The organism is Allobosea sp. RAF48 (genome assembly GCF_052114025.1).
In the GTDB taxonomy this organism is placed as follows: domain Bacteria; phylum Pseudomonadota; class Alphaproteobacteria; order Rhizobiales; family Beijerinckiaceae; genus Allobosea.
Genome location: NZ_JBFRDZ010000004.1, coordinates 244186 through 257093, shown reverse-complemented (window position 1 = coordinate 257093; position 12908 = coordinate 244186). Strand labels below are relative to the sequence as shown.

The window sequence follows — 12908 nt, the reverse complement described above, 5'->3', positions numbered from 1 at the left end:
CCTGCGCCGAGGTTTGCGAGCACTCAGCGCGCGCGCAAACCTCGTGCGATATTCCTAGCCCGCCTGAGGGTGGTTACGGCGGCCCCGGCGGCGATGAGCCAGAGAGCGATCGTCAGTACCTCGTCGTGGCCGCGCCAAAGCGGTTCCAGCAGTGACAGCAGGGCTGCCGCAGTGATCGTCGCCATGCGGTGCTGCTTGGCCATCGGGCCTGAGAAATCGGCCGGCAGCCCGCAGGCCCGGCCAAGTTCGCGCGTATACGCGGTCAGCACGGCAAAACCGGCAGCCGCCCAGCCCAAGGCCGGCACGCCAGCCCCGTAACCGGCGCCGACGAGAATGAGGATATCGGCAACGCGATCCGGGAATTCGTTCCAGAACGGCCCATCGGGCTCCTGCTTGCCGCCTTCGATGGCCACCATTCCGTCGAACAGGTTGCAGAGCAATCTGAGCTGACAGAACAGGGCGGCCGCCAAGAGCATGGCGGCGCGGGGCCAGGCATCCACCGCGCCCGCCTGCCAGAAGGCGATGCCGGCGAAGGCCGCCATCACCATGCTCGCCATCGAAATCTGGTTCGGCGTCACGGCCGCGGCGCTCAGCAGGCGGGCGATGGACCGGGCCCAGCCGGAATCGCGGCTCGCCAGCGGGCGTCGATTGTCGTCCTGCGCCACGGTTCAGGCCTTCCTGCTCCGCCAGAGCGAGAGATTGTAGAGAGCCGCATAGCTGGTCGCGACGGTGAGGGGGACGGCGATCGTCCTGCCGATTTCCGGCGTGCCGCCGATCGTGTGGATGACGGTCAGCACGCTTACGGAGACGAGCCCGGCGATCGCGGGCGGCGCCAGAAGCGCGGCGAGGCCGGTAAAACGACTGGCGAGATATTCGATCGAGCGCTTCAGGATCAGCGTGATCGTGGCCGAGATCGCCCCCTGGATCAGCCCGGCCTGAAGCGGCGCCGGCATCGGATGGGCGCGGTTGGCGAATGTCGCCCAGCTCCCCATGGCGAGGAAGGCGAAGGCGACATGGACGACGCTGCTGCGCATCAGGCGTGCGAGCGGCCGGATCATACGGCCGACCATCCGTAGCGGACCAGATGGAAGAAGATCGGGGCCGAGAACACGACCGAGTCGAGCCGGTCGATGAAGCCGCCATGGCCGGCGATCAGATGCCCCCAATCCTTGACGCCGCGATCGCGCTTGATCGCGGACATGACGAGCCCGCCGCAGAAGCCGAGGAGGACGATGACCAGCGAGAGGAAGGCGGCCTGGAGCGGCGTGAACGGCGTCATCCAGGACAGGCCGGCACCGACGGCGGTGGCGCTGAGCGCGCCGCCGACGAACCCCTCGACCGTCTTCGAGGGCGAGAGCCTCGGCGCGATCTTGGTGCGGCCGAGGAGCTTGCCCCAGACATATTGCAGGACGTCGCTGATCTGCACGACGATGACGAGGAAGGCGATCAGCAGGACGTTGCGTCCCTGATAACCGGCGATATCGAGGCTCAGCAGCGCCGGCACATGCGAGGTGCTGAAGACGCAGATCATCAGCGCCCACTGCACTTCCGCGATGCGCACGAGGAAATGGTCGGTGTCGCCGCGCAGCGCCGCGATGATCGGCATCAGCAGGAAGGCGTAGACCGGGATGAAGATCGAATAGAGGCCGTACCACTCGATCCAGATCAGGTAGTACTGCACCGGCAGCACGACGAAGAAGGCGGCCGCCAGCGCCCAGTGGTCGGCCCGGCGCGTATCGATCAGCGTGATGAACTCGCGCAGGGCCGCGAAGGAGCAGAAGGCGAAGAGCAGCGTCACGCCGGTCTTGCCGCCGACCAGCGCCAGCCCCATCAGCACGACCATGACCCACCAGGCCCGGATGCGGTCGTTCAGGTTCTCGACCACGGCGTTGGAGCCATCGGGCGAGAGCTTGCGCTGCAGCACGAAGCCGATGGTGGAGGCGAGGACCAGGACGCCGAGGATGCCGGCGAGCACGGCCACCAGATCGGGATGCGGCATGGACATGACGCGTTCGCCTTCGGTGACAGGGCGAGCAGGGCCGCCTCCGCCCTGGCCAGGAAATCCTGCTTAGTCTCCGCATCGGCAAGACGAAGTGGTGCGCCGAATGTAACCGTGCAGATCAGCGGGATCGGCACGAACTCGCCCTTGGGCATGACCCGGTTGAGATTGTCGATCCAGGCTGGCACGAGGACGACGTTCGGCCGCGCCTTTGCAAGGTGAAACAGCCCGCTCTTGAACGGCAGGAGCGGGGCCTCCGTGGTGTTGCGCGTGCCTTCCGGGAAGACGATGAGGGACGAGCCGGCATCCAACGCTTCCGTCATCTGGACGATCGGGTCACTTGTGCGGCTCGCGCGATCGCGATCGATCAGAACGGCGTTGAAGACGTCGCAACCGATGAAACGCCTCATGCGGCTCTTCAGCCAGTAATCGCTCCCTGCCACTGGCCTGGTCTCAAATCGCATGCGGCGCGGCAAAACGGTCCAGATCAGAACGAAATCGCCGTGGCTTGCATGATTGGCGTAATAGATCCGCTGCTCGGCAGCCGGGGCCGCGCCTGCCCACCGTCCGCGGACGGCAGTCAGGAAGCGGGCAAAGAACAGGATCAGCGTGCCCGCCAATCTGATCCATGCTCCACGCATATCTTAGCCCCGATTGTCGCCCCACAGCTGAGGTAGCGTTCAATTCCGGCGCTGTCGATCTTGTTCGTAGTCCGAAAACGACTTCGCAGGAGCGCACGGATAAACCTCGCGCACATCTGAGGTCGCAAGGGCGTCGTCAGCAGCCAATCACCTTGAATTCCACCCGCCGGTCGAGCGCGTCGCTGCTGTCGTCCTTGCCGGTTCCGATGAGGTTTTCCTTGAAGCCGCGCCCGGTCGCGATCATGCGGTTGCGGTTATCCGGCGCACCGGTCAGCAGCAGATCCATGACGAACTGAGCGCGCAGCGTCGAAAGTCGCTCGTTCACCTGCGGTAGCCCGGTGTGCGAAGTGTGTCCGACGATCTCCAGGCACGCTCCCTTCTGACGGGCATGCGTCGCGATCTGGCTCAGCCACATCGGATAGGGTTCGGTGATCCGCGGATCGTCGATGAACTGGGTGGTGCCGGGCTTGAACAGCAGCTTCACCATCAGCTGGTTGTTTCCCAGCCCGTAATCGACGAGGTCGCCGAAGGCATCGACCATGTCGTCGCGTCGCGCGAGCTTGCTGGCGGCGAGGTAGGTCCCAATCCTGACCCGGTGCTGCTCGCCGCCCGGCAGTTTGCGCGCAGCCCGATAATAGGCCAGCGCCTCGCGGAAATGCTGCGCTTCATAGGCAAGGATGCCGTCATTGACCAAGGCATTCGCCGTCAGTCGTTCGACATAGGCCGGATCGATCGCCTCGCCGAGCTTCGTGCCCTGACAGGTCTTGATGTAGGCGTTGGTGGCCTGGTCCTGCGCCCAGAGCGGCGAGTCGCGATAGAACGGGGTCGGCGTCGCGTCGACGCCCTCGATCTGAGCGCGCGCCACGCCCTTCGAGACGACGCTGTTCGTTTTCAGATCCGCCAGCGTCAGGCAGATCCGATAGGCGTCCTTCGGACCGTCCGCCGTCCCCTGGTTGTTGACGGCGGTGAAGGTGCCGACCAGCACGACGGGCTTGCGCGCCAGTGCCTCGCTATCGAAGGCGCGCACGGCGAAACGCGGATAGGATTTGCGCACGATCTCGATCAGCGTCTGCTGCATCGAGCGGGTGGCGCTCGATTGCGAGCCGGAGGCTGCGTCGATCAGCGGGTCGATGACGAGATCGACCTGCTCTTCGGTCAGCGTGGCCTTGCCGAAGAGGTCGTCGGCCGCCTTCTGCAGAGCCTGCGGGAAAGGCACTGGCGTGGGCGGGGGGGCCGGTTGTGCCCATGCGGTAGCGGCACTCGCCAGAAGCGCCAGCGGAGTCAGAATGCGGCCGAGGCGCGTGACGATCGACATGCTTCATTCCTCCCCGTGCCGGGCTCTCGCCTCACTCGATCCCATGCCGCTCAGCGGCATTGCTGAAGCTGCTCGCGCGCTGCCGGCGTCAGCTCGCCGAGCTGGGCCCGAAGCAGAAGCTCGCTGCAATTCGCCTTGGCCGGCGCCCCGGCAGCCGGAGCTTCGGCGCGGCGCTCGCCCGGGCGCGCCGCGCTGGCCGGCATGGCCTGAGGCTGCGTCGAGCGATCGGGCGGCGAGGGCGCCAAAGTGCCGAGCCGCGCCGCCAGCGCCTGCTCGACATTGCGGCGTTCCTCGGCCAAGCGCCGCTTCTCGGTTTCGAGCGCGGCCAATTCCTTCTCGCGCCGGGCCAGTTCGTCGGCGAGACGGGAGCGCTCGGCCGCGTCCCCGGTCGGTGGCTTGGGTTGGATAGGAGCCGGCTTCGCCCGCGTGCTATCCCCGGTCGCGGGCGGCGGCGGGACCGTATCGTCGCGCTCCTGCCGGGCAAGATCGGTCGCGGCCTGCTGACGTCCCTGTTCGGCCCGCTCGAGCCGCTCCAGTAGCGCGCGCTCGCGCTCTGCGAACTCGCGCACCAGCTTGTCGCGTTCGTTCGTCGCGAGCGAGCGGCGCTCGATCACGTCGAGCCGCGTGCGTGCATCGATGGCGAAGAAGCTCGCCGGATAGCGCTGGATGAAGTCCCGGAGCACGCCGGGCTCGTCGCTGGAGCGGATGCGCTGCCAGACATCCGCGTCGGTCTCCTCGCGGTTGAGGTAGAAGTCGCCGAGCAGCGACAGCGAGAGCTCGGGGGTCTGCCGGCCGGAAGTGGCGTCGTAGACGCTCTTCTGGACGCGGCGGAACAGGGTCGCCACTTCCAACCCCGGCTGGTCGATCTCGCGCACCAGCGCCGCCGTGAACGGGCTGTTGCGGCCAGCACCGTCCGCTGCGACGTCGTTGGCCTGCGTCGCATAGGCGATGACCATGCCCTGCGCCCGCGCCACGGGAGCGAGGCCGGAGCCGACAGAGAATCCGCGTGTCGCCTGCCTTTTGGCGAGCTGGTTGACGAAGGGGTTGTTGCGACAGGCGTCCAGCACCATGATCTTGACGCCTTTGGCGAAGTTCAGGGCCGTGACGACGTCGTTCAGCCGCGTCGTCTCGTACTGGACGCCGACCTCGTCCTCGATCTTGGCCTCGACCGGCACGAGATAGTTCTCGCCGTTGAACTGGAAGCCGTGGCCGGCGAAATAGAACATGGCGGAATCGGCGTCCTGCGCCAGCCGTGCGAAGCGGGTCAGCGCCGCATCCATGCCGCGCTTGTCGAGATCGACACCGTCGATCACCTCGAAGCCGACCTTGCGCAGCGCCGCGGCCATGTCGCGGGCGTCGTTGACCGTATTCGGCAGGGCCGGCGCGTTGCGATAGCTGGAATTGCCGATGACGAGCGCAACGCGGCGCTCTGGAGCCGGCGCCGCCATGGCCAGGCCCGTCAGCATGAGCATGATCAGCCCGCAGAGTCTGGCGATGAGGATCATGGTCCCCTTCCTCGGGGGGAGGCTACCGCAGGACTTGGCCGGACTCCAGAACAAAGCCTCTCCAGCTGCGTCAGTGCCAGGTGTTCCGCTTGAAGGAGGGCAGCAGCGCTGGTAGCGTGCCTGTATCCGTCTCGTGGATGGGGGACGTCGATGCCATCGAGGGCGCTTCGCCTCATACCCGCCCTGGTACCGGCGGCTCTGGCATGCGCCATCGCCATCGCGCTTCCGATCGGGGAGGCTGCGGCCCAGGCGCGCGCGATGCAGCGCAGCCCGGCCCCGGCTACCGCCAAGCTCAGCTTCGTTGGCCTCGCCAACAATGACCGCGTTCCCGGCAAGTTCACCGTCCGCTTTGCGATCACTGGCATGGAGATCGCGCCCGCCGGGCAGGCCAGGCGCTATGCCGGGCACCATCACCTCCTGATCGACACCGAGCTGCCGCCGCTCGACCAGCCGATCCCGAGCGATTTCAACCACATCCACTTCGGCGGCGGGCAGACCGAGGCCGAGATCGCGCTGACGCCCGGCCGGCACACGCTCCAGCTTCTCTTCGCCGACCATAACCATGTGCCGCATGATCCGCCGGTCGTCTCGGAGCGGATCACCGTCGAGGTCGCGGCCGATCCGGCCGAGAAGCCGCGCTCCGCCGCAGCTCCCGGCGCCCGGGTCTTCTTCATCGACCTCAAGGACGGCGCCACGATTCCGACCCGCGCGAAGATCCGCTTCGGCATCGAGGGCATCGCCATCACACCCGCCGGCACGATGAGCCCCAATGGCGGCCATCACCACCTGCTGGTCGACACGGAGGTCCCAGCGCTCGACCGCGAGATCCCCAGTGATTTCAACCATCTGCATTTCGGGCGCGGCCAGACCGAGGTCGAACTCTCGCTCCCGCCCGGCGAGCACACGCTGCAGCTCCTCTTGGGCGATCACGAACATGTCCCGCATGACCCTCCGGTGATGTCCGAGCGGATCCGGGTGCGCGTCGTCGATACCGCGCAGGCCGGCCCTGCGGCGCCCGCTGCCCCCGCGGCGGGAGCGGGGCGCCCGCGCACAGCTTCGCCCAATGACGCCGCCGTCTACTTCATCTATCCGAAGGATGGCGAGACGATCTTCCCGAACTCGACGATCCGCTTCGGCTTACGCAACATGGGTGTCGCACCGGCCGGCGTCGCCAAGCCGAACACCGGGCACCATCACCTGCTGGTCGATGTGGCGACGCCGGCGCTCGACGAGCCGATCCCGTCCGACCTCAACCACATCCATCTCGGCGGTGGCCAGACGGAGCGGCGCATCACCTTGCCGCCCGGCAAGCACACGCTGCAGCTCCTGCTCGCGGACGAGAACCACGTGCCGCACGATCCGCCGGTCATGTCGGAGCGCATCACGGTCATGGTGATGCCGGGCGGCCGCAAACCGGTGAGGCGTCGATGAGCGTTTTGCGCCTTAGCGTCGCTGTCCTCCTGGCGGTCTGGTCTTGTGCGACGGCTGGTCCCTTCTGGCCGACTGATGCGCTGGCGCAGGCCGCGAAGCGGCAGAAGGCGCCGCCCGGCGCGCAGGTCTATTTCCATTATCCCCTCGACGGGTTGCGCGTGCCGGAGCGCTTCACCGTCCGGATCGGGCTGCACAACATGGGGGTCGCACCGGCCGGCGTCGACCACGCGGCGACCGGCCATCATCATCTGCTGATCGACACCGATCCCGGCCCGCCCGACCAGCCGATTCCGTCCGATTACAACAATATCCATCTTGGCAACGGTCAAACGGAGGTTGTCGTCACCTTGCCGAAAGGGCCTCATACGCTGCAATTATTGGTCGGGGACCATAACCATACGCCGCATGATCCGCCCGTGATGTCGAAGAAGATCACGATCTATGTGCGCTGAGACTGCGGCGGCCCGCGCCCCGAGACGCCGCCGATGACGAATGGTCGCTAGCATGGACTGGTTGCGCTCCTTCCTCCTCGCCGTCCCGCTCGTTGCGCTCGCGGCAATGCCTGCACTGCCGCAGGAGGCGGCGCCGCCCGCCCGGGTTGCGCTGGTGATCGCCAACGGCGCCTACCCCGACGCGGCCGTCGCACAGGCGCCGACACAGGGGCGCGCGGTTGCCGCGGCTCTGCGCGAAGGTGGCTTCGAGGTGATCGCGGTGGAAAATGGCGACCGTGCCGAGATGCGGCAGGCTATTGCCGAGTTTGCCGGCAAGCTGCGCCCCAGCGCCTTGGCGGTGGTCTTCTATTCCGGCCACGCCGTGCAACAGCGCGACCGCGACTTCCTCGTGCCGATCTCGCCCAACCCGGTGCAGGACGCGGTCGATCTCGACGAGGTGATCGACCCGCTGATCATTGCCAGGCCATCCAGTGCCCTCGTGCTGATCGATGCCAGCCGGGACAATCCCTGGCAGACGCGGGGGAGGGGCTTGCGCGCGACCGAGCCGCTCGAGACCGTTGCCGTGATGTTCACGGCCTCGCCGGGAAAGACGGTCGCGGATTCCGGGCCGCGCGGCAATCCCGTGGTCGAGGAATGGCTGAAGGCGATCCGCACGCCCGGTCTCGACATGGCGGCCGCAATCGTCCGTGTGCGCGATGCGGTGGCGCGGGCGAGCCGGCGCAGCCAGCAAATCTGGCTCTCATCCGAGCCGCCGAAGGGGCTCGTTGTGAAGCCTGTCGGCCAGCCCGTTGCGGTCGCGCAGGCGAACCGCGCCGTCATCCTGCCACCGAGCGGCCCCGACGCCTCGCCGGACGCCTTCGAACTCGCCTTCTGGGAATCGATCCGCAACAGCCAGAATGCCAGCGAATACCGCGCCTATCTCGACGCCTATCCGAATGGCCGTTTCTCGGCGCTGGCGCGCACCCGCGAGCAGCTCTACCGCGGCAAGCCCGGGGCGGCTGCGGCTGCAGCCTCGGCCACTCCGCTTCCGGTCACTGCAACGCCCGCTGCAGCAGCGTCCAAGACGGCTCCGATCCGCGATTGCAGCGACTGCCCCGAGCTGGTGGCGATACCGCCCGGCTCCTTCCAAATGGGCTCTAACGATCTTTACGAGTTCGAGAAGCCCGTTCACCCCGTTGCGGTGCGCAGCTTCTATCTCGGTATGCGGGAGGTGAGCCTCGAGGAATGGGATCGCTGCGTGAACGAGGGCGGCTGCAACTATCGGCCTGACGATCGCGGGCTCGGGCGCGGAAAGCGCCCCGTCACGGATATTCATTGGAACGACGCCAACGCCTATCTCGCCTGGCTCTCGGCCAAGACGGGGAAGCGCTATCGGCTGCCCAGCGAGAGCGAATGGGAGTATGCCGCGCGTGCCGGCACGACAACGACCTATCCCTGGGGCCAAACCGTGGAGAAGGACCGCGCGAACTGCCTGGGCTGCAACGATCAGCCGCGCCGCAGCGCCGTCGCTTCGGGCCAGTTTCCGCCCAACGCCTTCGGCCTCTACGACATGGCTGGCAACGCGGCCGAATGGGTCGCGGATTGCTGGAGCGAGAATTATCGCAGCGCCCCGCGCGACGGCAGCGCCTATGTGGTGCCCGGCTGCCGCGAGCGCGTGCTGCGCGGCGGCTCCTTCAACAACGACCCGCGCTATCTGCGCTCGGCCGCCCGTTTCAAATACGAAGCCGATGTGCGCTTCTACACCAACGGTTTCCGCGTTGCGCGCGAGCCCTGACGACCGCGTGCATTCAGAGAACGGCCGCCATGCCATCGCGGCATCCGCGACGCGAGTGAGAGCAAGGCCCCGGCCCGGACGACTAGAACCGCTTCGTCGAGAGCACGTCGAAGGTCTTGCCGATCGTCGCGACGGCCTTGTCGTAATCGGCCAGCGAAAGACAGGCGATCAGGGCGTCGATGACGGCGAGCTGGGCGATGCGGCTCGTCATCGCCTCCGTGCGGAACTGGGTCTCGCGCGCCATGGTGTTGAGCACGATGTCGGCATAGGCGAGCAGCGGCGATTTGCCGAAGTTGGTGATGCAGATCGTGGTTGCGCCGGCTTCTCGCGCAAGCCTGGTCGCGGTGACAGTCTCATGTGTCGATCCCGAATGCGAGATCGTGATCGTCACGACGTCCGGGCCGGTCAGCGAGGCACTGATCGCCTGGACGTGGGAATCCACCACGACCTTGGATTCGATACCGATGCGGAGGAGCCGGTAATTGGCGTCCTCCGCGATCGGGGCGGCGCTGCCGATGCCGTAGAGCTCGACCCGGCGCGCCCCACGGATCGCGGCGACCGCACGCTCCATTGCGCCGCGGTCGAGCACCTTCATGGTGTCGTGGAGCGCCTGCAGGTCGCTGCCGAAGATCTTCTCGATTACCGTCCCGGTGTCGTCGGCGCGCGCGAGATCCTCGTGGATGAATTGCACCGGCTGCACGAGATCGCGCGCCAGCGCGATCTTGACCTGCTGGAAGCCGCGCGCGCCGAGCTGGCGGCAGAGCGAGATCACGCTGCCCTCGCTCGCCTCCGCGCGTTCGGCCACTTCCGTCACCGACATGTGCACGACATCGGCCGCATGGCTGAGGAAGACGTCCGCAATGCGTGCGGCGGCCGGTGGCAGCGTCGCGCGCAGCGCCGTCAGCCGCTCGATCACGCCATCGAAGCCGTCATTGCCGCCATTGCGCGCCTTGTCGGGGCTTTCCGCCATGACGTCGGCATGCGGCTTTCGATGAGATGAGCTCATGCCGACAAGGCGATCATGTCTTGCTCGTGCGGGCAAGTCGTCTCGATATGGAGTTGCGGGAGCACCCCGTCTGTGACCTCGACATAGTGCAGGCCGAAGCGGCGCGCCCCTTCGCCATCGGTCCTGGGATTGTCTCCGAGCATCGCGACAGCCCGCTTGGGCAATCCGAGCAGGGCGAGGCCGGCGGCGAACAGGGTCGGCTCCGGCTTCCCGATGAGGCGGTAGCTCACGGGGCCGGTGCAGGCGAGCAGCGCGGCGAGCAACGCGCCGGTTTCCGGAACGACCGAGCCGTCGGCGCCCGGATGGACGAGGTCCGGATTGGCGACGACGAGCTCGGCCCCCATCCGCACGGCATTGGCCGCCAGCGCCAGCCGCGCGTGGCTGAACCACCGGTCGCGGCCGAGAAAGACGACATCCGGCTGCTCCCTGACCGGCACGAGGCCGCGCTGGCGCGCATGGCGCATCAGGCTGCGACTCGCCAGCATGAGCACGCGCGCTCCGGGACGGCGCGCGGCGATATCGTCGAGCGCGACCGCTCCCGCCAGCACGATACGGTCAGTCGGAATGTCGAGCCCCATCCGCCGCAGGCCACGCCTCAACTCTGCCGGCGTATGCTCGGCATCGTTCGAAACCACGACGAAACGGCCGGCGCAGGCGTCGAGGAAGGCGCTGGCGCCAGGCATCGCCCGGCCGCCGCACACCAATGTGCCGTCGAGATCGATCAGCCAGCCACGAATATCGTCCGCTGCGCGCACTGCAAACTCCGTCTCGGATCGCGGCAGGCATGAACTGAGATTGTCTCAGTGTCAAACAGTCGTCGACCTAAATTATATTCATGAGCCTGTCATGGAAGGCTGCCAGAAGGCTCGGGCTCCCGCCGCTTGAAGCGGCCGCGCAGCGCCCCGCAGCCCGTCCCAGAGGACGCCATGCTCGTATTCCTAGGCAGCCGTCTCCTGCGCATGACGATCACGCTCTGGGCGATCGTCACCGCCGTCTTTCTGGCGACGCGGCTGACCGGCAATCCGATCGACTTCCTGATGCCGGAAGGGCTCGACGCCGCCTCCCGCGCCGAGATGATCGCCTATTGGGGCCTCGACCGGCCCATCGCAGAACAATACCTGCTGTTCTGGAAGTCGCTGCTCTCGGGCGATTTCGGCCTCGGCCTGATGGAGCGCCGGCCGGTCGCGGTGATCTTCGGCGAGCGGCTCTGGCAGAGCGCCTCGCTCCTGGTCGCGACCCTGGCGCTGACCGTCGCGGTCGGCGTGCCGCTCGGTGTCCTCGCCGCGCTCTGGCGTGGGCAGCCGCGCGGCCAAGGTGTGCTCTTCATCGCCTTTCTCGGCTACGCGGTCCCGAATTTCGTCCTCGCCATCCTGCTGCTGCTCATCTTCTCCTACACGCTGCACTGGCTGCCGAGCGCCGGCTCCGCCACCCTGCTGCATTATGCGATGCCCACCGTGGCGCTGGCCGCCTATTTCGTCGCTGCGCTGACCCGCTACACCCGCAACGCCATGCTCGACGTCCTCTCCGAGGACTATATGCGCACGGCCCGCGCCAAGGGCCTCTCCGAGCCAGCCATCGTCCTGCGGCACGGGCTGCGCAATGCGCTGATCCCGGTGATCACCGTGCTTGGCCTGCAGATCACCACGCTGGTCTCGGGTGCCGTCGTGGTCGAGACCGTCTTCGCCTGGAACGGGGTGGGGGACCTGCTCGTCGGCGCGACGCTGCGCCGCGACTACCCGGTTTTGCAGTTCGGCGTCCTCGTCGTCGCGAGTGCGGTCATCCTCGTCAACGTCGCGATCGACCTCGCTTATGCGGCGTCGGATCCGCGCGTGCGCCTCGTCGGAGCCTGACCGCCATGGCCGAGATCGCTGACGCCAAGTTGATGCTTCCGCCCCGCAGGCTGCTGCGGATCAGGTTTGCCTGGGCAGGCAGGTTCGATACGCTGGTCGTAGCCGCCGCGCTGCTCGGGCTTCTCCTGGTCGCGCTCGCCTCGCTGGCGCCGCTGGTCTCGCCCTTCGAGCCCGACCAGCAGCGGCTTCTCGCACGCCTGAAGCCTCCGGTCGGCATCGCCGGCGCCAACCCGCTCCATTGGCTCGGCACCGACCAGCTCGGCCGCGATCTCCTCTCGCGCTGCCTCCATGGCTTGCGTCTGACTCTCTCACTCGCGCTCTTCGGGACCCTGCTCGGCCTCGCCATCGGTGCGGCGCTCGGGCTCGCGGCGGGGCTGCTGCGCGGCTGGGCCGATGCGCTGATCATGGGCCTGGTCGACATCATGATGTCGCTGCCCTTCACCCTCGTCGCGCTCTTCGTCGTGGCGCTCGCCGGGACCGATGTGACGGTGCTGATCTGCGTGCTCGGGATCGCCTACTGGGCCCATTTCGCTCGGCTGATCCGGGCCCAGGTGCTCAGCCTGCGGGAGATGCCTTTCGTCGAGGCCGCCCGAGCGGCCGGCGCCGGCCCCTGGCGCATCGCCACCGTCCACATGATCCCGAACCTGATCTCGCCGGTCGTGGTGATGGCGAGCCTCAACTTCTCGAACCTCATCCTGCTGGAATCGGCACTCTCCTTCCTCGGTCTCGGCGTCCAGCCGCCCACGGCGACGCTCGCCTCGATGGTCGGGCAGGGGCGCGACTACATGGCATCCGCCCCCTGGATCGTCGCCGTTCCGGCTGTCGTGATCGTGCTGGTCAGCCTCGTCGCCATGCTGCTCGGCGATGCGCTGCGAGACCGTCTCGATCCGCGCCTGCGCGGGCGCTGAACGCCCGCTCGCCATTCGTGCTGTTCA

Annotated in this window: 12 protein-coding genes and 1 pseudogene; 5 read left to right on the top strand and 8 right to left on the bottom strand. The window is 67.4% G+C overall.

The features are described 5' to 3' along the window. Window positions 1–23: 23 nt before the first annotated feature. The 6 genes and pseudogenes from AB4Z10_RS10060 to AB4Z10_RS10035 all read right to left on the bottom strand — a co-directional run bounded on the left by AB4Z10_RS10060 (window position 24) and on the right by AB4Z10_RS10035 (window position 5460). Window positions 24–665, bottom strand: coding sequence for a CDP-alcohol phosphatidyltransferase family protein (locus AB4Z10_RS10060; protein ID WP_441470254.1), 642 nt, complete (start codon window positions 663–665; stop codon window positions 24–26). Between the two features lie 3 nt (window positions 666–668). After that, complete coding sequence (locus tag AB4Z10_RS10055; RefSeq protein WP_441470253.1) at window positions 669–1070, bottom strand: hypothetical protein; 402 nt, start codon at window positions 1068–1070, stop codon at window positions 669–671. Beyond that, complete coding sequence (locus AB4Z10_RS10050; RefSeq protein ID WP_441470252.1) at window positions 1055–2005, bottom strand: phosphatidate cytidylyltransferase; 951 nt, start codon at window positions 2003–2005, stop codon at window positions 1055–1057. Before AB4Z10_RS10050 ends, AB4Z10_RS10055 begins: the two co-directional genes overlap by 16 nt. A gap of 11 nt (window positions 2006–2016) precedes the next feature. Further along, a pseudogene (locus AB4Z10_RS10045) lies at window positions 2017–2640 on the bottom strand (lysophospholipid acyltransferase family protein); the annotation flags it as partial. A 136-nt stretch (window positions 2641–2776) separates the two neighbouring features. Next, window positions 2777–3955: an OmpA family protein gene (locus AB4Z10_RS10040; protein WP_441470251.1), complete on the bottom strand. Its 1179-nt coding sequence runs from the start codon at window positions 3953–3955 to the stop codon at window positions 2777–2779. A gap of 50 nt (window positions 3956–4005) precedes the next feature. Then, window positions 4006–5460 (bottom strand): caspase family protein, encoded by a 1455-nt coding sequence (locus tag AB4Z10_RS10035; protein WP_441470250.1) that lies wholly within the window; start codon window positions 5458–5460, stop codon window positions 4006–4008. A gap of 258 nt (window positions 5461–5718) precedes the next feature. On the opposite strand from AB4Z10_RS10035, the gene AB4Z10_RS10030 reads away from it, so the two are divergent. From AB4Z10_RS10030 to AB4Z10_RS10020, 3 genes are read left to right on the top strand one after another with little or no spacing between them, the layout of a single operon-like run. Continuing rightward, window positions 5719–6891 carry a DUF4399 domain-containing protein gene (locus tag AB4Z10_RS10030; RefSeq protein WP_441470249.1) on the top strand — a complete coding sequence of 391 codons (1173 nt, stop codon included), beginning with the start codon at window positions 5719–5721 and terminating at the stop codon, window positions 6889–6891. After that, window positions 6888–7343, top strand: coding sequence for a DUF4399 domain-containing protein (locus AB4Z10_RS10025; RefSeq protein ID WP_441470248.1), 456 nt, complete (start codon window positions 6888–6890; stop codon window positions 7341–7343). Before AB4Z10_RS10030 ends, AB4Z10_RS10025 begins: the two co-directional genes overlap by 4 nt. A gap of 52 nt (window positions 7344–7395) precedes the next feature. Beyond that, window positions 7396–9117 (top strand): SUMF1/EgtB/PvdO family nonheme iron enzyme, encoded by a 1722-nt coding sequence (locus tag AB4Z10_RS10020; protein WP_441470247.1) that lies wholly within the window; start codon window positions 7396–7398, stop codon window positions 9115–9117. Between the two features lie 82 nt (window positions 9118–9199). Here the strand turns inward: AB4Z10_RS10020 and AB4Z10_RS10015 are convergent, their stop codons facing one another. Together AB4Z10_RS10015 and AB4Z10_RS10010 are read right to left on the bottom strand one after the other, a co-directional pair. Further along, on the bottom strand, window positions 9200–10123 hold the full coding sequence (locus tag AB4Z10_RS10015) for a MurR/RpiR family transcriptional regulator (protein WP_441470246.1): 924 nt from the start codon (window positions 10121–10123) through the stop codon (window positions 9200–9202). Beyond that, a complete protein-coding gene (locus AB4Z10_RS10010) occupies window positions 10120–10878 on the bottom strand; it encodes an HAD-IIA family hydrolase (RefSeq protein WP_441470245.1) in 759 nt (252 codons plus the stop codon). Before AB4Z10_RS10010 ends, AB4Z10_RS10015 begins: the two co-directional genes overlap by 4 nt. A 171-nt stretch (window positions 10879–11049) precedes the next feature. Here AB4Z10_RS10010 and AB4Z10_RS10005 point away from each other — a divergent pair, with 171 nt between their 5' ends. Together AB4Z10_RS10005 and AB4Z10_RS10000 are read left to right on the top strand one after the other, a co-directional pair. Next, window positions 11050–11973 carry an ABC transporter permease gene (locus tag AB4Z10_RS10005; protein WP_441470244.1) on the top strand — a complete coding sequence of 308 codons (924 nt, stop codon included), beginning with the start codon at window positions 11050–11052 and terminating at the stop codon, window positions 11971–11973. Between the two features lie 5 nt (window positions 11974–11978). After that, entirely contained in the window at window positions 11979–12881 is a 903-nt protein-coding gene (locus tag AB4Z10_RS10000) for an ABC transporter permease (protein ID WP_441470243.1), read from the top strand. Window positions 12882–12908 lie beyond the last annotated feature (27 nt).